The organism is Flectobacillus rivi (assembly GCF_030056655.1).
Lineage (GTDB): Bacteria > Bacteroidota > Bacteroidia > Cytophagales > Spirosomataceae > Flectobacillus > Flectobacillus rivi.
Genome location: NZ_JASHIE010000001.1, coordinates 624,855 through 650,121, shown reverse-complemented (window position 1 = coordinate 650,121; position 25,267 = coordinate 624,855). Strand labels below are relative to the sequence as shown.

Below are 25,267 nucleotides of genomic sequence, written 5' to 3'. Positions count from 1 at the left end.
AAATCAATAGCTCGGACATCTAACAGCATTAGGAAGATGATAAATCAAATGAATGCTTAGTGTCATATAGCTGTCTTTGAGTTGAGAACTTCCTCTTAATTGTCCTGTACGACCATAACTCTGCATAGTAGTAGAGGTGAATGGATCTTGGGCAGGATCAAAATTAGGTTGTTTGTCTAGAACATACTCTCGGACACCTCCTGTACGATTTTTTCCTGTATATGCATCTACTACTTCTCTCGAACGATTAGCCATTGTTACACTCAAACTTCCATAAACTGCCAAATCATTAGGGTTTGCGTAGCTACCTTTAATATCATCTAAATAATCAGTAAAAGTATATTGTAATAAACCTTCTAATCCTAGATCCCACTGCTCATTGAGTCTGAAGCGTACACCTGCCCCAGCTACTCCAGCAGCGGCCCATGCCTTGTAAGGACTGTCATAGCCTGGCAATCCCTGTCCTTCGGTATTGAGTGGGCGTAATTTGACCCATTCACCTGTAGGTGCTTTTGCCATTGGATCATGTAAAAAAATAGAAAGGCCTCCCAGCAAATAAGTACTAAAAATTTGACGTTTGCTGTAGTAGCGTGGACTTGGATTGAGATTATAAATTCCTACAGTACTTAGTTCCTTTAAATCATTTCTAAAATGAAGATTGCGAGCAAAACGATCTAATTTTCCATCGACACCCTGCATATTAAAATCATTACCTGCTATACGCACATATCGTAGTCCTACACGTGCTCCCCAACGACTGGTAAAATAATGGGTATAATAACCACCCACATTCCAACGAATTTCATCGAGGGTTGATTGAACAGGACGGCTATAACTTGACAAATCGCCATAATAACTACTTGTACCAATACCGAAAGTGAGGGTATTATGTGGTACAAAAAACTTATTCTGCGCCCACGAGATATTAGGTAGTAATAATAATAGCAGAATGTACTTACAGATACTATTCTTTGTACGTGGCAACATATACATAAATGATAAAGTCTTCAAAAAAAAGCAAGAGCCTATACGACCAAAATGAATTCAAATATAATCACAAACATTAATAAAGCAGATAATATGGCTTGTCTTCTACATTACCGTTGAATCACTTATCCTGTTATTTGCTCAATAATCTAACAAAGGTATGACTTTTTATGTGTACTTTCGTTTGATAAATCGCAAAGAGTTTTAAGAAAACCAAAGAGTTGGATGGCCATAAATCATCTATATTTTTTTATTCTAAGTACCTCTAAATAGCTTAGGTATTAAATTTTTTTTAGTTGATAACGTCAATACTCAATAGCATAGTGTAAGAAAATAAATATAAAATATTCGTTTTTGCACTTTACCAATACTATTTAGACTTTTGTAGATAATGTATTGCCGTTTAATAAATATGCGTAGGAGTTGTAGTTGAAAATTAAAAGTGTATTCTTAAATTTGATTAAAGAAAAACAAAATAAAGCATTAGCAATCTATTGATTTGATGATGTTTTATTTTGAATATAATCAGCCATACAATAGAATATTGTTAATAAGGCAAAATTAGGTTTTTTGAATTATTTCAAGAATATTGCACAATATTTAATCACAATACAACCGAAAAAATCGAAGTGATTGGCTTCTTAAACTAAGATTAATTAATAAATCCCTAAAAGCAAGGTATCTTTGAGGGTAAATTACATCTCCTTTCCACAAATTGCAAAATTAAATTTATTCAAAACAATATTTAATCCTGAATCTCAAAAAGTATTATAAGGTTACTTTCGAATACTTTATGGCTTCTTAACAAACGTTCGTTTGAGTAATGTAATATAAGTCATATAATCTATCCATAAATTCATTAACATAAAAAAGCTCTAATAAACGTATGCAGTGGTACAAAAAAGCTCTAGGCATTTTGTTATGCTTAACCCTCACATGGAATACCCACGCACAAGTGGTTTATGAGCCTACCTACCATACCGTTTACCCATACCTTAGCCGTTTGGCACAAAAAGGAGTGATTGAGTTAAATGATGTTTCGTTGCCACTATCCAAAGATTATATCTATAAAAAGCTCGACGAATTATCTAAAAATATCACAGCTTTAACTCCCTTAGAAAGAGAAGAGTTAGCTTTTTATCTGAAAGAATATACCTTATGGTGGCGCAAGGATCCTAAATCTGGTTTCGAAGGAGAATATAAAAGTATTTTAAAGTCCAAGATTGGAGACCGCTTTAGATATGCAGCGTTTCAGGATGAGAATTTTACCATGAACGTGCAACCAATTATTGGCTACGAAACAGAAAGTTCTAATAGATATTCTACTACCAATTTCTATAAAGGTATTTGGGCTTACGGCTACATTGGTAAATCAATAGGTTTTTCTGTAGATTTTAGAGATTATGTTCTTAGCGGTCCATTAGATTCTTTAGATTATAAAAAAGATTTTAGCCCAGAGCAAGGACGTGTTGGAATACGTTGGGACAACAGAACTTATAAATACAATGTTTTGAATGCCCAAGTGACAGCTCAGTGGAAATGGGGGCATGCCTCTATGGGTAAAACACCTGTGGTACTGGGATATGGCGAAGGTGGTAAAGTAATTATGTCCGAAAAAGCACCTTCATACCCAAACTTTAGGTTAGAGCTGGCACCCGTTAAATGGCTAAGTTTAAGTTATGTACATGGATGGTTGAATTCTGATGTGGTAGATTCTACTACAATCCGACCTACTTCGGTAAAAGGAATGAATGATTATGAGTTTCGTCCTAAATACTTGGCTATGCACGCGCTTACATTTAGACCTATCAAGGGTTTGTATATTACGGCAGGCGAATCGGTTATTTACAGTAATAGTCATTTTAACCCTGTATTTTTTGTTCCTCTTATAACTTACGTTGGTATAGATCATTACTTGGGAGGGAATAAAAACAACACAACCTCTAACTCTCAATTGTTTTTTCAAGTAAGTTCTAGAAATCATTTGAAGAAAACGCATTTGTACGGAAGCTTTTTTATAGATGAAATTCGCTTGGGTGGAATCGCTGGAGACTCAGCAAATACACGTAACCAAACAGCCTACCAAGTAGGTATGAGTGTGGCAGATTTCCCTTTTAGAAATATCTCATTAACGATGGAATATTCTAAAATTAGACCATTTGCGTACGAAAACTTTTTTAATGTACAAACCTATACCAATAGTAGTTATAATTTGGGACATTGGTTAGGGACAAATGCCAGTCAAGTATATATGAGTGCACTTTGGCGCATTAGAAGAGGTTGGCATTTGAAAACCACTTATCAATATGTACAAAAAGGAGACAAAGGAACAGGGTATATGCAACAATACGAAAGAGCTACTCCTTTTCTCTGGGGTAAGGTCAAACGGTACGGTGAATGGAGTGTAGAAACTTCGTACGAAATTATTCATGATATATTCTTAAGAATGTCATACAAAAGCAGACAACACCAGTCAGACGATTTTCCAAGTTTGAACTACAAAGAAAACATATTTAGTATGGCATTGAATATCGGTATTTAATCTTTGCTATTTATTTCACCAATTAATTATTGATCCAAGCTAATGAAGACAAATTCATTTAAACGCTTATTAACGATTTACCTTTTAGTGATATTTGGTATTATTTCTACTTTGACATCTTGTGTCCAGACTAAACAGATTGTGTATTTTCAGGGGGATACAACAAGATATATTTCATTGAAAGGTTCTGCCCCATCTATCAAGACAATTCAACCTAAAGATATTTTAGCGGTTATGGTGAGTAGTTTAAGTGAAGAATCGAATGTTATCTTTAACACACCTAATATTAATAATTTGACGGTAATGAACTACTCTGTCTCAGCGGGTGTTGGGAGAAATCAACCAATTGGATACTATGTAGATTCTTTGGGGTTTGTAGCTATGCCTTTAATTGGTAAAGTCTATTTGAAGGATAAGACCCTACAGGTAGCAGCTGATACAATTGAACGACGACTTGAAATGTTTTTGAAGGAGCCAACTGTGAATGTTAGAATTCTGAATCATAAATTCTCAGTATTAGGAGAAGTGAATCGTCCAGGTGTTTTTAACCTTTTAGAAGAGAGATTGACTATTCCTGAAGCTTTAGGAATGGCAGGAGATTTAACCATTTTCGGAAAACGAGATAATATTCTTTTAATTAGGGAAAAGGTTAAAGGACAAAAAGAACTTGTTAGAATAGATTTAACTTCTAGAGAAATACTTTCTTCCCCATACTACTATATTGAACAAAATGATGTAATCTATATCGAACCATTGAAAACAAAGGCAACTTCCACTGATCAAAATTATCAGCTAGTTCCCATATTTACAGGAATAGTTTCTGCATTAGGTATTCTAATCTTGAACTTAAGAAATTAGATTCATTTTACAACTTGGATTAACAATTATAATTATGTCAAACTCATTTAATATTAAAGAATTAGAAACAGAAGAAAATATAGATGTAAGAAAGATTTTAGGGAAATATATTCACTATTGGTACTTATTCTTATTTAGCTTCCTCTTGATTGGATTAGGTACACTTGCATACTTGTGGTATGTTAGACCTGTTTTCGAGGTGTCCTCTGTGATACTTATCAAAGACGAAAAAAAAGGGCTTGGAGCTGGGAATGATGTTTTAAAAGATTTGGCATCTTCTTTTGGTGGAAATAAGATTGTTGAAAATGAGATAGAGGTATTAAAATCTAGAACCTTAATGGAAAAGGTTGTTGAGGATCTAAATTTAACAACAGGGTATTACAGAGATCTAAAGTACAAAAGGGATGAGGAATTGTTTGGAAATTCTCCAATTTGGATACAAGCAGAACGACTTACTGAAGATGCGTTCTTGGACCCGTTAATAATTGAAGTTCTAGATAATCAGCATTTAAGGATAGAAAATAAGTCTAATTCGATAAAAGGAACTTTTCTATTTAGTCAACCAATAAAGACTAATTTTGGTCAATTTAGGGTTTTTTTTAATTCAAGATTTTATGTAAAAGGTCAAGAACCTACCAAGGTGGCTTTTTATAGAAAAGAAACCATAGTCGATAGATATCTTGGCTTGTTAAAAATAAGTCAATCAAACCCCAAAAGTACAGTTTTAAGCTTATCTTTGGAAGAAACCTCTCCTCAAAAGGGCAAATTAATACTAAAAAAACTCATAGATGCTTATGTTGCAACTTCCCTAGAAGACAAGAATAAAGAGGCTGCAACTACTTTGAGATTTATAGAGGATAGGCTTAAGTTAATTACTGGTGAACTTGTCAATGTTGAAAAGGATGTAGAAAACTATAAAAGTGAAAAAGGAATCACTGATTTGAGTGCTGAAGCCAACTTATTCCTGGAAAAGGTGAAAGAAAATGATACTAAAATGAACGAGGTCGATATCCAGTTAAAAGTACTAGACAATCTGGAATATTATGTAAATAACAGCTCAAATACTATTGCCCCAGCAACGTTCATTAATACAGACCCTGTATTAATTGGTCTAGTAACTAAACTTTCAGAGTTAGAATTACAAAGAGAAAAATATGCAAAAACAATGCATGCTAGTAACCCTTTACAAGAGACAATTTTAACTCAAATAGCACACACCAAACAGGCTTTAAAAGAAAATATTCAAAATCAGAAGAGGAATATAATTGCTACCAAAAGAAGTCTATCTTCAATCAATACGCAAATTGAGAGTGCAATTAAAAAGATTCCACACAAAGAAAGAGAATTTGTAGGTATAAAAAGACAACAGGTGATTAAAGAAAGCTTGTATCTATTACTTCTGCAAAAAAGAGAAGAAACTGCTATTTCTTATGCTTCCACTGTGTCTGATAGCCGATTAGTTGATCAACCATATGTATCTACAACTCCCATAAAACCTAAGAAAAGTATTGTATATACAATATCATTACTATTGGCATTTGGCCTTCCAATAGGTCTTATAAATCTATTGTTTTTATTAAACAACAAGGTAATGTCAAGAATGGAAATTGAGGAATTAACCAAGGTTCCAGTGCTCGGAGAGATAGGTCAAAAGCCTAAAGAATCATTGTCTCCACTGATAGATATGAAAGGAAAAAGTATAATTTCTGAACAGTTCAGAATGCTTCGTACTAATCTACAATTTTTGGGTGGAGGAGCTAATCAGCATAAGGTAATTTTATTTACGTCTTCTGCTTCTGGGGAGGGAAAAAGTTTTATTAGCCTAAATTTAGCGTCAAGTCTGGCGATTCTAAACAAAAAAGTTGTGATTTTAGAGTTAGATTTAAGAAAACCTAAAGTATCTGAGTATTTAGGAATTAATCGAGATTCAGGTATCACTAACTACCTAATTGGTTCAAAGTCTAGGGAAGATATTATTAAAATGACCAATATTGATCCAAATTTGTTTGTCATAAGCAGTGGACCAATACCGCCAAATCCTGTTGAATTATTGTCGATGCAGAAATTCAAAGACTTAATCGTATATCTGAAAGAAACCTTTGATTATGTTATTTTAGATACTCCCCCCATTGGATTAGTAACCGATTCAATCGTAATTGGTGAGAATGCAGATTTAGCAATTTACGTTGTTAGGCAGAATTATACGTTTAAAGGCCAGCTCAATATAGTTAATGATTTAGAAAAGCAGGGGAAGATTAGATCATTGAATATTATTTTTAATGGAGTTAACTTTAAATCAGGTGGATATTACGGCTACGGTTATGGTTATGGTTACGGCTATGGTTACGGCTATGGAGATTATGCCAATGATGCATCTAACAATTAGAACTCAATTATTCCAATAATCCTATTAACATTATAAGAAATGGCAAAAATTCTTGATTGTACTTTAAGAGATGGTGGATATTATACCAATTGGGATTTTGATAAATCTCTTGTTAATCAATATCTTGAATCTACGAATAATCTACCTATTGACTATTTAGAAGTAGGTTATCGTAGTATTCCAATGAAAGGTTATTTAGGTAAGTACTTTTACTGTCCTATTTATGAGCTTGAGGACATAAGAAAGAGATCCCTAAAAAAAATCGTAATTATTCTTAATGAAAAGGATATTAGAGTAGAGCATATTAAAGATTTACTTGGGCCAATAGTTGGATTAGTGGATATGGTTAGAATTGCCATTGATCCTGAATATTTAGGAAGAGCCTTAGTATTGGCTGAGGGAGTGAAAAAGTTAGGGTTTGAAGTAGGATTTAATGTGATGTATATGTCGAAATGGAAACAATATGGAGATTTTATAAAAGAATTGAAAAATGTTGATGGAATAGCCGACTATTTCTATATGGTTGATTCATATGGTGGTGTTTATCCTGAGGATGTAATTGAAACAATGAATCTAGTTAGAGAGAATACAAAATGTAAATTGGGTTTTCATGGGCATAATAATCTTGAACTAGCACTAATTAACTCTCTAACAGCAATATCTCAAGGAATAGATATCATTGATGCTACAATCTGGGGTATGGGACGCGGTGCAGGAAATTTAAAGACCGAGCTATTGTTAACAGCACTTAATTCAAAGGAGGGGCTGGATGTAGATTTTAATGCACTTGGGACTGTTGTCAATTCCTTTGATACATTACTAAAAAAGTATGAATGGGGAACTAATTTGCCTTATATGATATCTGGTTCAAACTCTCTGCCACAAAAAGATGTGATGGATTGGGTAACAACACGTTTTTATTCTTTCAATAGTATTATTCAGGCTCTTCAGAATCAAAAGGCAAAAGTTGAGGACAATGAAAGACTACCTATTTTTGAAAGTACAGAAAGTATAGATGAGATATTAATTATAGGTGGTGGTAAAACTGCTGTGGACCATGCCGAAGGGGTTATGGAATTTATTCTAAGTAATCCTAATATGACAGTAATTCATGCAAGTTCTAAAAATGCTTCTCACTACAACACAATCCCCAATAAGCAGGTATTCTGTTTAGTAGGAAATGAGGGACATAGAATGGAACAAGTTTTTGATAACTTTGGTAATTTTGAAGGAATATGTGTTTTACCTCCTTTCCCTCGCAAAATGGGTACTTATATACCAAGCACTGTTAGAGAAAAATGCTTTGAGCTTCCCAGTGTTGAGTTTACGGATAAATTTAAGGACTCACATACGGCATTAGCCCTTCAAACGGCAATATTCCTTAATTCTAGCAAAGTTTTTATAGTAGGATATGATGGCTACCAAGATGTGCAGCTTTCTCAAAAAGAACGTGATTTAACAGAGGAAAATGAAACACTTTTCTCCTTATTTAACGATAATATATCTCCACTAACCTCTTTGACTCCAAGCGTGTACAAAAAGTTGAAGTTTGATTCTGTATATTCTTACATTTATGAAAAATAAGATATCCTTTTTTTTACCTACCAGAAAGGGTAGTGAGAGAGTAATAAATAAAAATACAAGAGATTTTGCAGGTATAAGTGGCGGAATTTTAAAAATAAAACTAGAACAATTGCTCAAAGTTGAATCCGTACATGAAATCATTGTATCCACAAATGACCCAGATACAATTTCAGTAGCAGATAGTTTCAATTCTCAAAAGATTAAAATTGTTGAACGTCCTGAGCATTTGTGTTTATCTTCTACTAATATTGAAGAATTTATTAATTATATCCCAAGCATTATAAATTCTGAACATATTTTTTGGGTTCATGCTACAGCACCATTTGTTACAGAATACGATTATGAGCTTGCAGTGAAGCAATATTGGAATGTTTTGGCATCTCAAGAATTTGACAGTTTATTTAGTGTAACTAAAATACAACAATTTTTATGGGATGAAGAATCTAAAATGTGTATTAATCATGATAGATCGCAGGTTAAGTGGCCAAGAACTCAAGACTTAAAACCACTATATGAAATAAATCATGCATTTTATATCAACAGTGTTTCCAACTACTACAAGTATAGTGATAGAATCGGTTTGAACCCGGCTTTTTTTGTTTTAGATAAAATAAAATCATTTGATATTGATTGGGAAGACGATTTTAAATTAGCGGAGATAATCTATGAAAAGTATTTTAAAGTTTAAAGTTTTATTGTGGGATTTTGATGGAGTAATCATGGATTCCATGCCTATTCGAGGTAGAGGTTTTGAAGAGGTTCTTTTAGAGTATCCAAAAGAGCAAGTCAAGAAGCTAATGGCGTTTCACAATAGCAATGGAGGACTGTCTCGTTATGTTAAGTTTCGTTATTTTTTTGAAGTCATTAGAGGTGAGGTAGTTAGTGAAGAACGGGTTTTACAACTAGCAGGCTCATTTTCTAATATCATGTTTGACCTACTATTAGACAAAAGCTTGCTTATAAGTGACAGTGTAGAATTCATCAAAGACAAATCGGATAAATTTCAAATGCATATTGTTTCAGGGTCAGATGGAAAAGAATTGACCTCTATCTGCGAAGCAATTGGTCTAGCTAATTTTTTTAAAACAATAAACGGTTCACCAACTCCCAAAACAGAACTTGTAAAAAATATTTTACAAAATTTCAATTATAATCCACAAGACGTTGCTTTAATTGGGGATTCCATTAATGACTTTGATGCTGCAGTAGCTAATGGTATAACATTCATTGCCTACAATAACATTGAGTTATTTAAGATGACTGATAATTATATCAAAAGCTTTAAAGATCTTGATAGCTAAAAATTGATAGTTTATACTATTTAACGAAATAAAATATGGTACAACAGAATAATGTAATAGTTTTTGATATTGATGGTACAATTTGTGGAAGTCCTAAAGCAGGGGAAACATATTTAGATGTTGAGCCTTTTCCAGATATGATTCAAAAATTAAAGGAGTATAAAGATAATGGGTATTATATTATATTGAGCACAGCGAGAAATATGCGTACCTACGAAGGTAATTTAGGCAGAATTAATGCTAATACTGGTAAAACATTATTTAAATGGTTGGAAAAACACGATATTCCATTTGACGAAATATTTTTTGGTAAACCTTGGTGTGGGCATAATGGTTTTTATGTTGACGATAAATCTATTAGACCAGATGAGTTTTTAAAGTATAGTCATGAAGAAATTAATGAACTTTTGAAAGCTAAAATATAGTTATGGCAAATATTTTAATTATTCCATCTGCTCGTTTTATTGCTGCTGAAATGCAATTAGATTACGGTCTAATACCCCCTGTGTTATTACCACTTGGAACATCAACCTCTTTGGATTATATTCTTAGCTCCTTTTCTTATGATAGATGTTTGATTGGTTTACATGACGAGTTTAATAGAGTTGATGATTATATCAAAAATAAAAATATTGAAGCTGAATTAGTATATATTGAATCAGATAACCAATTGTTAAGTAATCAATTAGGTTTTTCTATCCTTAAAATATTAGAATCATGTAAACTTAAAGATGGTGACAATCTTATCATTAATTTTGGAGATACAATTGTCTTTAACAGGTTAAACTTAATATCAGGTTTTGAAGAACAAACCGATTTTATTTTTACTTCAAGTATTGAGGATCAATTTAGATGGACAACAATATCTGCTGATGCAAAAGTTCATATTTATGATAAAAACATTATAAATCGCCCTCAAGTTGGAAATGTTATAACTGGTGTTTTACATATTTATGATGCATTTCTTTTCCAGACAATCTTAAGAAAAGAGTTAGAGAACGAATTTGTAGTTTTTACGCAAACAGACTCATTTTACTTAGCTTTAGAAAAATACTTAAATTATCGCTCCAAATTGGAATTGGTACCAATTAATGATAATGATTGGATTGATTTGGGGCATTTAGATACCTTTTATAAATCAAAGGCAAGATTTCTTAACGCAAGGCATTTTAACTCTTTCGAAATCGACCTATTTTGGGGCAAAATAAAGAAACTTAGTAACTATACAAAGAAATTTATCGATGAAATAAATTGGTATGTGAATTTGCCAGCAAGATTGAAGTCTCTCATACCAACTATATATTCCTACTCAGTTGATGTCGAGCCTTTTTTTGTAGAGATGGAGTATTATAGTTATCCGACACTAAATCAGTTATATCTATTTAGTAACATATCAATATCTCAATGGCGTGAAATTTTTAAAAAGCTTTTATCCATTCAAAGAGAATTTAGTAAAATAGAAAGACGTGTTGATGATGTTTTTATAAAAGCCTTTTATTTTGACAAAACGAAACAGCGACTATTAGAATTAAAAAAAGATTCTAACTTTCTACGTTTTTTTGAAAGTAATATAGTTTTGAATAAAAAGGAATATCCATCCTTAACCACTTTACTTGAAAATTTAGAATCGTTTATTGATTCTAATATTACCTACTTTACAACTACTGCTGGGGTGATACATGGAGATTTTTGTTTGAGTAACATTCTATACGATATCAAAACAGGAGTAGTAAAGTTAATTGACCCTAGGGGTAGTTTTATTGATTCCTCAGTATTTGGAGATCCTCGCTATGATTTAGCAAAAATATCGCATAGTGTACATGGTTTCTATGATTTAATCTTAAACGATAGCTATTCTTTACTTGAACATGACAATGCAATGTCGTTTGAACTAACTATATATAAATCATCTCAACAAGAGGAGTTATCCTCGTTATTTTTAAACTTAATGGCCGAAAATGGTGTAGTTAATAGGCAAATATTAGCTATAGAAAGCTTACTTTTTTTAAGTATGGTTCCCCTACATTCTGATGATTTGAAACGTCAAAAAGCATTTTTGATGAGAGGCTTAGAACTTTATTATTCTTTGTAAGATGAAAATTGTTATAACTATGGCTGGGCGAGGGCAACGTTTTCGTGACGCTGGATACAATTGTCCCAAATATATGATACATGCATTAGGAAAAACTCTTTTTCATTGGTCGATGTTATCATTGGATGATTTTTTTACTGATGATTTTATTTTTATTGCTAGAAATGAGGATGAGCCAGTAAGCTTTATTACTGAAGAGTGCAAATTGATTGGTATAAATAACTTCAATATAGTATTAATAGACCATACAACTGATGGACAAGCAACAACTGTATTAAAAGCAAAGGAGTTTATTGGAGATTATGATGAGTTAATGATATATAATATCGATACGTTTGTCAAGCAACATAATATTCTTAGGAATCAAATTAAAGGTGATGGTTATATTCCTGGCTTTTATGCTGAAGGTGATAAGTGGAGCTTTATAAAGCTTGACGACAAGAATAAAGTTATAGAAATAGCAGAAAAAAAACCAATATCAACAGTAGCTACTTTAGGATTGTATTATTTCAAATCTTTTGCCGATTACTATAAATATTACATCAAAACATTTCAAGATGGGAGAAATTTAGTAAATGGTGAAAAGTACATAGCTGAAATATATAATATAATGCTCAATGATCATAAAGATGTTTATGGTACTGTTCTTCCAAATAGTGCAGTATGGGGATTGGGTACTCCAAATGATTTAAATTATTTCATGGATAATTATGAATAAAGTAAAAGCGTTTTTAATTCCTGAGGAATGCAGCTTACAGTTTTCGTCAGATTTTGTGAAATTGAATACAGAGTTATTTGTTCCATCTAAGAGTATCGTGGGCGACTACGAAGGAAGTAAATTTGAAGAGATTTTCACATTTGCTTTTCTTGAAAGAACTGATTTTTTAAGAGATACACTTAAAAAGTTAGATTCACTTTTGAAAGTTGGAGGTAATCTTGTAATAGACTATTATACTGTCGGGCAGTTATATTCTGGAGGTCATTATGTAAGACCATTATCATTTTTTTTGTATGAATTATCATTGTCTTTAGGTAAGAGATTTAAACTTATTTCGAAAGATCAGAAAGATACAATAACAAAGTTTATTTTTGAAAAGGTATCTGATGGTGCAAATGTGGGAGGGAGTATTTATTCTTGGAGTTTCGGTATTGTGAGTGATGGAAAGAAAGATGATAGAATTTTTAATATTGTTAGGCAAATTCGAGAATTCAAGATTCCAAATTATGAAATTTTAATTTGTGGACCACAACCAAAGTTTGATTTAGGAAAAGATATTGTGTGGTTAGATGATTCGGATTTATACTGGGATTTAAGAATACCCATTACAGCCAAAAAGAATCGTATAATATATAACGCTAGTTACAATAATTTAGTATTACTCCATGATAGGATTTCTTTCTCAGAAGATTGGTATGAAAAAGTTAAGAAGTACGGGAATACCTTCGAAATTTTAGCAAACAAAGTTTTTGATGAAGAAACTCAATCATTAAGAGTCCAAGATTGGATGCATTACGAAAGGGATTTTACTGATTTTTTAGGCATTAAAGCTGGCGCATTATCATATTTAGAGTGGAATCCTACAGTTTATGTTGATGGTGGATTTATTATAGCTAAAACATCAATTTTAAAATCTATAGATGGTTATAATGAGTCACTTCATTGGGGAGAGGCTGAGGATGTGGATTTGTCGAAAAGATTATATCAAGCGGGATATATGACAAATATAGATACTAATAACATAGTTTTCACTCAGACGCATCGACATGTAGGCATTTCTATTAATCGCAAGAAAAAGAAATTTTTTTATAAGTTATATAATTTCATCCGTTTCTATTTGAATACTCAGAAGCAAAAAAACAAATATTTGATTGATATAAATAACTTATTTAAGAACAACTAAGAAATTACAAAACAATATGAAAATTTTCAAGAAAATATGTAAATTTTTATTGCTAATAAGGGATGTAAATATTTTATCAAGTTTAAATATATCGCGTATATCAAAAGGTAAGCTTTTGATTGGCAAGAATTCATATATTAATTTTCGTAAAACCGCTAAAATTGACGTTGTTTCTGGAATCTTTATGTTTAATGCCAAATGGTTTCATAATGAACCATTTTCGTCCTTTTTTTATCTGGGGAATAATGCAAAGGTAATTGTAGAAAATGGATTTAGAATTTATTCGGGGAGTAGAGTTTATATCAATGATAACGCTTTGTTAAAACTTGGTGGAGGCTACATAAATAATAATTTAAATTTAAGCTGTTTTGAGAGAATAGAAATTGGAAATAATGTAGTGATTTCTGAGAATGTTTGTATTCGTGATTCAGATAACCATGACATCTTAAATATTTCACATGAGAAAACAAAGCCTATAATTATAGGTAATCATGTTTGGATTGGAATGAATGTGACTATACTCAAAGGAGTACATATTGGAGATGGTGCAATTATTGCAGCGGGCGCTGTTGTAACCAGTAATGTGCCTGAAAAATCAATCGTGGCTGGTGTCCCAGCTAAGGTTATTACTCGGAATATCGAATGGCAGTAGGCATAATGAAAGGCTTTAGATATTAAAATATTATCCCTATAACTTGAAATACCCTATTAATAGGGTACTTCGTACTAGCATATTCGAAACTATTTCAAAGTATGATCCAATTTATTAAAAGACTTTTAGCAAAGTCACTTGTAAAAAATTTTTCAGTATTAGCTATTTCTAATATTCTTATACAATTCTTGACAATACTTAGTAGTATTAAAATTGCGAAGTTTTTGCAACCCAATCTTTTTGGATTGTACAGCCTAATTATATCTATTGGGGCAATAAGTGTAGTATTATCGTCTCTTGGATTAAGGAATGTAATCATACGAAATATTGCACAAGGGATGGCTCCCATACAACTTTTGATTAATGGTACTCTCAGCAGAACCTTAATGTTTTTATTAGTATCTATTTGCATTTTTTTTTATATAAGGTATTTCAGTGAGATAAAATTAAATGATACGAATATTACATTATTATATGTTTACATCTTTATGATGCTGCATTGGGATACAATGGAGTCAATATCATTTGGCCTTCAAAAAATGAAGTTTTCAGCCTATATAAATGTGACTTTATCTTTTGTTTGGACGTTTGTAATAATTTGGAGTGATGAAGTATATTTGACTTTGGATAATGTTTTTCATTTTACAGTTATTATTCAAATATTGAAAACGCTTAGCTATGCTACACTATTATCAAGAAGTAATGTTTTAGTAGGTTCTATAAGTTTTTCTTCTAAAAGTGTATTAACCTCATTGAAAGAGGGTTTTCCATTTTACATTCTTGCGGTATTTACGCTGTTTTCGTCCCAATTCCCAGTGATGTATTTAGAAAAACTATCCACATCTGATGAAATTGCTTTTTTTAACATAAGCTTCAGAATACTATCTCCAATACAATTATTATTAATGACTTTACTGAATAGTCTTTACCCTAACTTGTCTAGATTATTTGTAAAGGATACAACTAAATTTAACCAACTCATAAAAATATCTTTTTTTCTAGTTTTTATTTTGGGTATTTCTGGTGCGTTAGTAATTAGCACTTTTAGAGAAGAAATGGTACAGTTATTATATGGCGTAAGCTATAGAAGAGCAGCAGATGTTATATCTTTACAGTGCTGGTTTACGGTATTATTCGGACTTTTTTGTTTAATAGGTACTATATTAAGTGCAGCAAATAAGCAAGTTTTACTATCAAAGTTATCATTACTGTACGCATTTGTATCTGTTCCTTTCCTTTTATTTGGGGCAATGTATGGAGCAAAGGGATTGTCTATTGGATTTATTGTTTCTGGAATTCTTAACATAATCTATCATTTTTATTTCCTCGAAAGAGCTATAAGTATTAGGTTTAAAAACAAATACTATGTTCTAGCTTTGTTGATTTATATCACAGTATTTGCTTTTTCATTTTATTCTTATTTTTTAACTATATGGATACGAGTGGGGTTACTTTCGATTGGGGCTGTGATAGCCTTGCTTGTTAGTATTAAATACAAGGATAAAGTCTTGAAATTTACAAACTAAATTAATTATTGAGAATATGCAACTTACAAATACGAGAAATGCTATGACTGGGAAAATGAAGTATGTATTCATTTTTCTATATACATTCTGCTCTGTTAACTTTATTTCTCCATCATTAATTGAGATGTCAGATATTAGTAAATATCTATATACTATTTTGAATCTTGTTGTAATTGAGTCGACAGTATACTTTTTTTTGAAACAAAAATATCAACTTTTATTGAGCAAGGGAGTTAAAATTTTAATAATAAGTATAGTTATTTCTTCAATTTCTTCTTTTTTTTTTTGGGAGCAATCCTTCTCCGATTCATTATACGCATCTCTGTTCCCTGTTTTGGGATACAATCTTTATTTCTATTTACTAAGGAGCCGAATAGAAGTTAATCAAATAGAGTTTCTAATAAAAGTGTTAGGGATAGTTTCTGTTTTTGCATTTTTGATAAGTTTTACAATCTATCCAGTTGAAATATTTAGAAATTCATTTTCTGAGCATGATCTTTCCAGAGGGTTTCAACGAATTCAACTTAGAGGGTTCGGCTTTATTTATTTGTTTTATTTTATGTCATTGAATAAGATTAGTAATAAGGAAGGTTCCTCATGGTTCATCTGGATGGGACTTTCTTTAATTTGTATTATACTTAGTCTCACTAGGACATACATTATCTTTACATTGCTTCTTTCTGGAATCTATATTTTGAGAAACTCCAGCATTTATATTAAAATTATACTGGTTATTGTATTGTATTTAGGAGGTCAAACCATATCTGATTCAAAAATTTTTCAGAAACTAAGTGAAACAACATCAAAAGACTTAGAATCTGCGGAGGATTATATTAGAATCAAAGCTGCAACCTATTTCATTGGGGATTTTCAACCATCACCATACACTAAAATATTAGGAAATGGATTTCCTTACGGTACAAAATCTAAATTTGGTAGATTTACTGAAAATTTAAAAAAAACAGATTGGTTTTTTATTGATGATTTGGGGCTTCTAGGGTTATATATCTATTTAGGTCCATTAGCTATAATTGCTTACCTCGTTATTTTTTATAAAACATTTAAAGTAAAATTACCATCTGAGTTTTTATACCTAAAGCTTTTTATGGTATTTATATTCCTTATTGGGTTAAATTCATATGCGACATATAATTCAGACTTTTTAATAGCAATTGTTTTTGTATTCTATCTGTATGAATGTGTTTACGTTGAGAAGCAAATATCAAAGTGAAATATCGAAGGTTCAGAAACCAATTAATAGATTCAATGTTATGAAATCATCAGTAAAAAAAATATTAGTAGTATATCCTGCTTCTTCTCATCCAGCCCATAATGGTAGTAGAAGTATTTTGTTGGATTATACGTCATACCTAAAGTCGTTAGGACATGATGTGTTTTTCATGTGTGTTAGTGATAGTGTTTCTCCTGAAGAGGTAAAATTAATGCAAAATTATTGGCAGGATAATCTCCTAATTTACAAGCCACCATATTACAAACTATGCAAACGTTTCTATAAATTTTTAAGAAGATATATTTTACTCACTCATGAATATAGAGTTGATGATTGGTTTCCTATTGGTTTGGGAAAAGCAATTTCTAAATATCAAAAATTATACAATTTTGATATTGTTTGGGTAAATTATATTTGGCTTAGTAAACTCTTCAATGTCCTAGAACAAGTAAAAAAAGTATTATATGTTCATGATGTATTTACCAATCGATTCAAAAGAACAGGAGTGGACTGGTTTTCTACTACAAAATTGGAGGAACAAAAAGCATTAAATAGATCAGATTATATCGCCGTATTGCAGGATGAGGAGGCTTCTTTTCTACAGACATTAACAACAAAACCTGTTTTAAGTGTTTTTGGGAAATTTGATATTAGGCAGAGTACTATTGTGAGAAGTAAAAATGTATTATTTTTTGGAAGTTCCAATAATCATAATATAGAGGCTATAACTTGGTTTATAGAAAATGTATTAGGAATGATCAAATCTTTTGACAGTAGTATCAATTTAATCATTGGGGGAAGTATTTGCAATGCACTTGGAAAGTATTCAAATGTTGTGTCATTAATTGGTCGCATTGAAGAAATTGAAAGCTTTTATGCTCTCGGAAATATCACAATAAATCCCGTTTTTCACGGAACTGGTTTGAAAATCAAGACATTTGAAGCATTAGCTCATGGTAAGCTATTAGTAACGCATCCTCACAATGTAATTGGTGTTCCTTATAAAAATGAGATTCCTGTACTTATAGCGGAAAGTGCCAAGGAATATTGTGATCTAATTCTGAGGAATATTTCGAATTACAGTTTTTTCGAAGATAATTTGATAGCAACAAGGATTTATATGGAAAAATTTAACTCGCTCTTTGAAAAGAGCTTTAATACAATATTAACGTCATGAAAAAGAAAATAATATGGGTTACTCCGGATTACTTCATTGATTGCGATATAGATATTATCCCTAAATTACTAGAAAAATATGATATTTATTGGACAGTAATGATTCCTTCGAAAGATGCGCGTTATAATAGAGCTGACTTTGAAAAATTTAATGGTATAGATGGACTTTCTGTAAACTATATTTTTTGCAAATATAGATATAGAGATCCAAGATATTTATTCACGTATTTCGCTGTTTTTTTTAATTTAATTAAACAAAAGGGAGATTTATACTATCTTAATTATGTACCAACCCCTTATTTTTCTATTTTAGCTATACTATTTTTCAACAGAAAAAAAACTATCTTAACTGCACACCAAGGAGAAGTTCATTCAGGATTTAATCTTCAGCTGATTTACAGAGTAGTTTATTCTATAACCTACAATTGGTTTAGAATTAATAACCTATTTTCACTATCACAATCTAAGCTTTTTCAAAATAAATATCCCAGTAATAAGGTATTTATGATTCCGCTAGCATTAAAATCTTTTGGTAAGGCAACGTTACCGAAAGACAATAATGTTGTTTCTTTTTTTACTTTTGGTAGCATTAGACCTAAGAAAAATATTGATTTATTAATTGATGCTGCATGTCTCGTATATGAAAAAGGGTTTGAATCTATAAGGGTTGTAATAGCAGGTGCATGTGAGAACTGGGATTTCTATCAAAAAAGAATAAAATATCCTGAGATTTTTGATTTAAATATTAGGGCTATAGACAATAGTGAGATTCCAAATTTATTCTCTGAGAATCACTATTTAGTATTACCTTATACAGTTGTTACTCAAAGCGGGCCGTTGAAAATAGCATTTAATTATAATGTTCCAGTGATTGCCTCTGACCAACCTGGATTTAGTGATGAGATAATAGATGGAGTTAACGGATATCTATTTAAAACTGGTGATGTTAAAGACCTTTCAAGAGTATTGATAAATGTTATCCAAACACATAATGAAAATTATGAAAGGTTAAGAATAAGTCAAGATAAATGGGTTCAAGATATGTATTCGGATGATGTAATTTTGAATAAATATGTTGAAATGTTTGAAAAAATAATGCTAAATAAATAGATAATGCGACATTTATTTTATATCCATTCGCATACAACTTTCTTGACAGCTTTGGGAACTGTATCATTTCTCAATTTGAAAAATGAGGATGTTGTATTTGTATATTCAAGAAATTATAAGAATACGATTATCCCAATCACCTTTGCTCAAGTTGATTTTTCTGATCTTTTTGCCAGTTCAATGAAAAGAGGAGAAGAATTTTTCTTTTGGAAACTTAATAAATTAGTTGAGCAAGTAGATCACAAGCTATCAACAGTGATTAACAATGATTATGTTGCTTATCTCCCACATGTTGGTGTTTTTCTCCTTCAAGCAATTGCAACAAACGAACATTGTAAAGGAATTAAGTTTATTGAGGAAGGTATAGGGTGTTATTCATCTTCAATAGGTCTCAATAAATTAACATTCAGAGAGTCCCTGAAAAAACTTTTTACTTATTTTACCTCAGGATTCAGGCGTTATTGGTTTACAGACAATATGTTCAATGTTTCAACATTAAAAAAAGAATACAGAAATCATGTTGAAACATTTGGCATTTCTGCAGAAACATTTAGCGCTTTGCCACATAAATCTAATATCATTACTTGGCCTAGTATCGATGTTGAAGTTCACATCGATACTGATTTCCCTGTTTTTATATTTGATGCAGCTATAGAGCAGAAATTTGCCTCTAAAGAAGCGTATTTAAGTAATACTAAATTGATAATTGAAAAATTTGCTAAACATAAAAATTTTGTAAAATTTCACCCCGCACAAAGTGAAGATAATAAACGCATAATAAAGGACTATTTCTTCGTTAATAATTTTGTACTAATAGAGCTACCTGGAAATATCCCTTTTGAGTTAATCCTGTTGCAAGTAAACAAGTTTAATATTATTGGTTTTGGGAGCTCATTATTATATTATGCTAAAAGACTAGGGCATAGTGTGATTTCGTGTGAATATTTGTTGATGAAAGATCCAAAGTATATTCGATATAAGAAATTAATAGATTTTAGAATAGATTAATTTTAGAACTATGCTTATCTTTTGGTTTTAGAAATTAAAAGGTACACTTAAATTCTTAGTTTAATGACTGAATATATAAGTTATGTCATGGAACTTATTTGTCACAATATATTTTTGTAGAACAAAATCGTATCCAGAATTATTTTGAGGTTGGTTTATAATTTCCTTATACATAGTTATCCATACTTCCTAATTTAGATTTTTAGAGATTGATAATGCGAATGAGAACATTGTTTCATTTTTAATCTCTGAGAACATATCTTTTGTATTATTCAGTCCTTAAGAATGTAATCAACTGATATAAGATCTTATAATGTGTAAAAGTTAAATAAAGCGAAATGAGTTTTAAAAATCTATCAACTCAAGCCATAGCACTAATTATTCCAGACTTTGATTTTGGAGGTGAGGAGAAGCGTGTACTCTTTTTTGTAAATAACTATGTGAACCATTTTAAAGAGGTTTTTTTATTTGCACCTAATGGTAAAAGTGCTGCTTCGTTGGATAAAAGAGTGAAACATATTATAGTTGAGACGCGTAAGTATAAAAATATATTTCGGATAATAAAATCTTTGAAAGATAATAATATTACTTTTTTACAAGGACATAAAAGAGCCACTTTACCTTACTTGGTTGCAGCAGAAAAGCTGTTAGGGATAAAAAGTTGTTTTAATTTTGACAACATTTATCTTAATAACGGTGTTAGTAATCTTCTAATGCCCAAAACTATAATTTATCTATCTGATATTTTAAAGGCGCATTATCTTCCATTTTTCCCAAACCACGATAATAAGGTTATTAACATGGGAGGTGATTTTCTGACTCCGATTGAAGGAGATGATATAGAAAATGTAAAAATAGAATTAGGCATCAAGAATAAATTTACTATTCTTAGTTTGGGGCGCCTGTCTTCGCAAAAAAATCAAAAAATGCTTGTCGAAGCTTTAACAATTATCGCTGACATCGATTTTAAAGTATTATTTGTTGGAGAAGGCCCTCTGGAGAATGCGTTGAAAAATATGTGTCTAGAAATGAATTTATTGGATAAAGTTCAATTTTTAGGGCACCGTAAAGATGTAAATGTTTTACTAAGTATATCCGATGCTTTAGTGCAGTCATCAATATTTGAGGGCTTTCCTAATGTATTCATAGAAGCTACATCCCTAGGTATTCCGATTATTGCAACCAATGTAGGATCTTCAAAGACTCTTGTTCAGGATAATGGTATTCTGATTGAATCTGGAGATACATCTGGATTAGCGAATGCTATTAAGAAAATGGCTCAAAATTTAGAGCGCTATAAATTGAATGCTATTTTAATGAAAGAGAGTGATTTCTTTAAACAATTCCATAAGTCAGTAATGCTAAACGGGTATCTATCTCACTATGCCTCAAGTGCTCTCTAATTTTCGATAGTTAACGTGTAATTGATACAAGAAGCTTCAAACAAATTATATGAAGGAAATTAAAATATTAAAAACAAAGGTTAATGCTTTGACATTGAGTGAGTTACATGATAAAATTAAAGGGCTGATTGTTAATGAACAAAAGGCTACTATAGACTATTTAAATATTTATTCTGCAAATATTGCTTATGAAGAAGAGTGGTTCGCCAATTTTTTGAACTCCTGTTCAATTGTACTTTGTGATGGAAAAGGAATACAGATGGGTGCTTATTTTCTTGGAAAAGAAATACCTTCTCAAATTGCTTACAATAGATGGTTATGGGACTTTTTTAGATTCTGTCAAACGGAGCATTACTCGATATTCTTACTTGGGTCAAAGCCAGGTGTTTTCCAAAAGGCAATTGAAAAAATCAATGAGAATGGTTATAAACTAATTCTCGATGGTTATCATGGTTATTTTAATAAATCAAACCATGAAAATGACAAGGTTATTGATATAATTAATGAATTCTGTCCTGATATTTTGCTGGTCGGCTTTGGAATGCCGATTCAAGAAAAATGGATAATAGAGAACCGAGAGAGGCTAAATGCGAAAGTCGTTATTCTAGGTGGAGCATTCCTTGAGTGGATTAGTGGTTCAGTAAAACTCCCTCCTAAATTTGTAACTAAATTTGGTTTAGAATGGCTTTATCGTCTTGTACTAGAACCAAGGAGATTGGCTCATCGATATCTGGTTGGTATCCCTTTATTTTTTATTAGAATTTTTTTTTATAGATTCTTGAAAAATAGATCTAATTTTCCATAACAATCCTCTAAAAGTTTGATATTCATGTTACTTCATACCAGACTTCATTCTTGCGCATAACTTTTTAATGTATAAAACATGTATTTCCTAATAATTATATTAGGAAGAGTCGTCTTACTGAATAATCTTATTCATTTTCAAAAAATCATGAAAATCGCTGTAATTGGAACGGGCTACGTGGGTCTTGTAACAGGGACTTGCTTCGCCGAGACAGGAAACCAAGTAACCTGTGTGGATATCGACGAAAAGAAAGTCGAAAAAATGAAGAATGGCATCATCCCTATCTATGAGCCAGGCTTGGACGTATTGTTCAACAGAAATACTGCTGAAGGGAGATTGAAATTCACGACCAATTTGGCAGAAGGAATCAAAGATGCTAAGGTAATCTTTTTGGCATTGCCAACCCCTCCAGGTGAAGATGGCTCAGCAGATTTAAAATATATCTTGAAAGTTGCTGATGATTTAGGTCCAATCCTAGACCAATATGTAGTGGTTATTGATAAAAGTACTGTACCAGTAGGTACAGCCGAAAAAGTACACGCTGCGATTGCTAAAAATGCTTCAGAAGAACTTTTTGATGTAGTATCCAATCCTGAGTTTTTGCGTGAAGGTGTGGCTGTAGAAGACTTTATGAAGCCTGACCGCGTGGTAATTGGTACTCGTTCTGAGAAAGCAAAAGCTGTGATGAACAAGCTATATGCACCATTGGTTCGTCAGGGTAATCCTGTTATCTTCATGGATGAGCGTTCGGCTGAAATGACTAAATATGCTGCAAATGCGTTCTTGGCTACTAAAATCACGTTTATGAACGAGATTGCCAACCTTTGCGAAAAAGTAGGAGCCAATGTAGACGATATTCGTCGTGGTATTGGTACGGATTCTCGTATCGGGAAACGTTTCTTGTTTGCAGGTATTGGTTATGGCGGTAGTTGTTTTCCTAAAGACGTTCAGGCTTTAGCAAAAACTTCTTCTGACAACCAATATGACTTCCAGATTTTGAAGGCTGTCATGAACGTAAATGAAGGTCAAAAGACGAAGTTAATCCCAACCATTAAAGAACACTTCGGTGGCGATTTGAAAGGTAAAGTATTTGCGATGTGGGGCTTAGCTTTCAAACCATATACCGACGATATTCGTGAGGCTCCAGCCTTGTACAATATCGAAGAATTATTGGCAGAGGGCGTAACTATCAAGGCATTTGACCCAGAGGCTATGGAAAATGTGAAGGGTATTATTGGCGACAAAATTACCTACACAAAAGGTCCTTATGAAGCAATCAAAGATGCGGATGCAGTATTGATTATGACAGAATGGCCACAATTCCGTACCCCAGAGTTTGAGGTAATGGATGTGTTGTTGAAAAACAAAGTAATCTTCGATGGTCGTAACTTGTATGAATTAGACCAAATGAAAGAATTAGGCTATACTTATTACTCAATAGGTAGAGACGCAGTTAAATAATGGTGAATTGTGATTTAGTGAATGAGTAAATTATAAAGATATTCGTTCACTAAATCGCGAAATCTAAACAATATGAAACGAGTATTAATCACAGGTGGAGCAGGCTTTTTAGGCTCTCACCTTTGCGATAGATTTATCAAGGAAGGTTATCACGTTATTGCAATGGATAACCTCATTACAGGTGACTTAAAGAACATTGAGCACTTGTTCAAATTACCCAACTTCGAGTTTTATCACCACGATGTATCGAAGTTTATTCACGTTCCAGGTGAATTAGATTATATTCTTCACTTTGCTTCACCAGCGTCTCCAATTGACTACTTGAAGATTCCAATTCAGACCCTTAAAGTAGGTTCATTGGGTATCCACAACTGTTTGGGGTTGGCTCGTGTTAAGAATGCAAGAGTATTGATTGCTTCTACTTCGGAAGTTTATGGTGACCCAACGGTACACCCACAAACAGAGGAATATTGGGGTAATGTAAACCCAGTAGGTCCACGTGGAGTATATGACGAAGCAAAACGTTTCCAAGAAGCAATGACGATGGCATACCATACGTATCATGGCTTAGAAACTCGTATCGTTCGTATCTTCAATACTTACGGACCTAGAATGCGATTGAACGACGGACGTGTATTGCCAGCATTCATTGGTCAAGCGTTGCGTGGAGAGGATTTAACGATGTTTGGTGATGGTTCACAAACACGTTCATTCTGTTTCGTTGACGATTTAGTAGAAGGTATCTATCGTTTGTTGTTGAGCGACTATGCTTATCCAGTAAACATTGGTAATCCAGATGAAATTACAATCAAAGAATTTGGTGAAGAAATCATCAAATTGACAGGTACAAACCAGAAGTTGATTTCGTTACCATTACCAAAAGATGACCCGAAACAACGCCAACCAAACATTACGAAAGCGAAGGAGCTTTTAGGTTGGGAACCAAAAGTAAATCGTGCAGAAGGTTTAAAGATCACTTACGAATACTTTAAGTCATTACCAAACGATGAGCTATACAAAATGGCAGATCACAGAGGTTTTGAAGATTACGAGAAGAAATAACCAACTACTTTTATGAATTATGTAATAATATAATTTATATATATAATATTTTTTTGATTGGACCAATACAACATAAGATATATCGAATATATTACTGTTAATCTATCAAGTGTGATATACTTTTAAGTTATATTTGATTTTATTTTCAGACCTAAATAGAATTTTCATCAAATTCTATCATT

The 25,267-nt window shown here is 32.0% G+C and carries 21 protein-coding genes; 20 read left to right on the top strand and 1 reads right to left on the bottom strand.

Going from position 1 to position 25,267, the window contains the following annotated elements; all coding sequences use genetic code 11:
* Window positions 1–3: 3 nt before the first annotated feature.
* Window positions 4–987 carry a hypothetical protein gene (locus tag QM481_RS02495; protein WP_283380536.1) on the bottom strand — a complete coding sequence of 328 codons (984 nt, stop codon included), beginning with the start codon at window positions 985–987 and terminating at the stop codon, window positions 4–6.
* An 886-nt stretch (window positions 988–1,873) separates the two neighbouring features.
* Between QM481_RS02495 and QM481_RS02490 the strand changes: the two genes are divergently transcribed.
* The 20 genes from QM481_RS02490 (at window position 1,874) to QM481_RS02395 (ending at window position 25,085) form a co-directional block, all read left to right on the top strand.
* Window positions 1,874–3,529 (top strand): capsule assembly Wzi family protein, encoded by a 1,656-nt coding sequence (locus QM481_RS02490; RefSeq protein ID WP_283380535.1) that lies wholly within the window; start codon window positions 1,874–1,876, stop codon window positions 3,527–3,529.
* 42 nt (window positions 3,530–3,571) lie between these two features.
* Entirely contained in the window at window positions 3,572–4,387 is an 816-nt protein-coding gene (locus QM481_RS02485; RefSeq protein WP_283380534.1) for a polysaccharide biosynthesis/export family protein, read from the top strand.
* Window positions 4,388–4,421: 34 nt separating this feature from the next.
* The gene (locus QM481_RS02480; RefSeq protein WP_283380533.1) at window positions 4,422–6,773 is read left to right on the top strand and encodes a GumC family protein; all 2,352 of its coding nucleotides are present in this window, start codon (window positions 4,422–4,424) and stop codon (window positions 6,771–6,773) included.
* A gap of 39 nt (window positions 6,774–6,812) precedes the next feature.
* Window positions 6,813–8,357: an aldolase catalytic domain-containing protein gene (locus QM481_RS02475; protein WP_283380532.1), complete on the top strand. Its 1,545-nt coding sequence runs from the start codon at window positions 6,813–6,815 to the stop codon at window positions 8,355–8,357.
* On the top strand, window positions 8,347–9,045 hold the full coding sequence (locus QM481_RS02470) for an acylneuraminate cytidylyltransferase family protein (protein ID WP_283380531.1): 699 nt from the start codon (window positions 8,347–8,349) through the stop codon (window positions 9,043–9,045). The genes QM481_RS02475 and QM481_RS02470 overlap by 11 nt, the downstream gene beginning before the upstream one ends.
* Window positions 9,023–9,658: an HAD family hydrolase gene (locus tag QM481_RS02465; RefSeq protein WP_283380530.1), complete on the top strand. Its 636-nt coding sequence runs from the start codon at window positions 9,023–9,025 to the stop codon at window positions 9,656–9,658. The genes QM481_RS02470 and QM481_RS02465 overlap by 23 nt, the downstream gene beginning before the upstream one ends.
* A gap of 35 nt (window positions 9,659–9,693) precedes the next feature.
* The gene (locus QM481_RS02460) at window positions 9,694–10,083 is read left to right on the top strand and encodes an HAD hydrolase family protein (protein WP_283380529.1); all 390 of its coding nucleotides are present in this window, start codon (window positions 9,694–9,696) and stop codon (window positions 10,081–10,083) included.
* A gap of 2 nt (window positions 10,084–10,085) precedes the next feature.
* Window positions 10,086–11,750: a hypothetical protein gene (locus QM481_RS02455; RefSeq protein ID WP_283380528.1), complete on the top strand. Its 1,665-nt coding sequence runs from the start codon at window positions 10,086–10,088 to the stop codon at window positions 11,748–11,750.
* 1 nt (window position 11,751) lies between these two features.
* Window positions 11,752–12,468, top strand: a complete 717-nt coding sequence (locus QM481_RS02450; RefSeq protein WP_283380527.1) for a sugar phosphate nucleotidyltransferase — start codon at window positions 11,752–11,754, stop codon at window positions 12,466–12,468.
* The gene (locus QM481_RS02445; protein WP_283380526.1) at window positions 12,461–13,651 is read left to right on the top strand and encodes a hypothetical protein; all 1,191 of its coding nucleotides are present in this window, start codon (window positions 12,461–12,463) and stop codon (window positions 13,649–13,651) included. The genes QM481_RS02450 and QM481_RS02445 overlap by 8 nt, the downstream gene beginning before the upstream one ends.
* Before the next feature lie 16 nt (window positions 13,652–13,667).
* Window positions 13,668–14,303, top strand: coding sequence for an acyltransferase (locus tag QM481_RS02440; protein WP_283380525.1), 636 nt, complete (start codon window positions 13,668–13,670; stop codon window positions 14,301–14,303).
* Window positions 14,304–14,404: 101 nt separating this feature from the next.
* The gene (locus QM481_RS02435) at window positions 14,405–15,829 is read left to right on the top strand and encodes an oligosaccharide flippase family protein (RefSeq protein ID WP_283380524.1); all 1,425 of its coding nucleotides are present in this window, start codon (window positions 14,405–14,407) and stop codon (window positions 15,827–15,829) included.
* A gap of 559 nt (window positions 15,830–16,388) precedes the next feature.
* Window positions 16,389–17,060 (top strand): hypothetical protein, encoded by a 672-nt coding sequence (locus tag QM481_RS02430; protein WP_283380523.1) that lies wholly within the window; start codon window positions 16,389–16,391, stop codon window positions 17,058–17,060.
* A 40-nt stretch (window positions 17,061–17,100) separates the two neighbouring features.
* Window positions 17,101–18,237: a glycosyltransferase gene (locus QM481_RS02425; RefSeq protein WP_283380522.1), complete on the top strand. Its 1,137-nt coding sequence runs from the start codon at window positions 17,101–17,103 to the stop codon at window positions 18,235–18,237.
* Entirely contained in the window at window positions 18,234–19,346 is a 1,113-nt protein-coding gene (locus QM481_RS02420) for a glycosyltransferase family 4 protein (protein WP_283380521.1), read from the top strand. The genes QM481_RS02425 and QM481_RS02420 overlap by 4 nt, the downstream gene beginning before the upstream one ends.
* A gap of 3 nt (window positions 19,347–19,349) precedes the next feature.
* Complete coding sequence (locus QM481_RS02415) at window positions 19,350–20,354, top strand: polysialyltransferase family glycosyltransferase (protein ID WP_283380520.1); 1,005 nt, start codon at window positions 19,350–19,352, stop codon at window positions 20,352–20,354.
* 338 nt (window positions 20,355–20,692) lie between these two features.
* Window positions 20,693–21,757, top strand: coding sequence for a glycosyltransferase (locus tag QM481_RS02410; RefSeq protein WP_283380519.1), 1,065 nt, complete (start codon window positions 20,693–20,695; stop codon window positions 21,755–21,757).
* A gap of 49 nt (window positions 21,758–21,806) precedes the next feature.
* Window positions 21,807–22,562, top strand: coding sequence for a WecB/TagA/CpsF family glycosyltransferase (locus tag QM481_RS02405; protein WP_283380518.1), 756 nt, complete (start codon window positions 21,807–21,809; stop codon window positions 22,560–22,562).
* Window positions 22,563–22,709: 147 nt separating this feature from the next.
* A complete protein-coding gene (locus tag QM481_RS02400) occupies window positions 22,710–24,023 on the top strand; it encodes a UDP-glucose dehydrogenase family protein (protein WP_283380517.1) in 1,314 nt (437 codons plus the stop codon).
* Window positions 24,024–24,095: 72 nt separating this feature from the next.
* A complete protein-coding gene (locus QM481_RS02395) occupies window positions 24,096–25,085 on the top strand; it encodes a UDP-glucuronic acid decarboxylase family protein (RefSeq protein ID WP_283380516.1) in 990 nt (329 codons plus the stop codon).
* The last annotated feature ends 182 nt before the right edge of the window (window positions 25,086–25,267 follow it).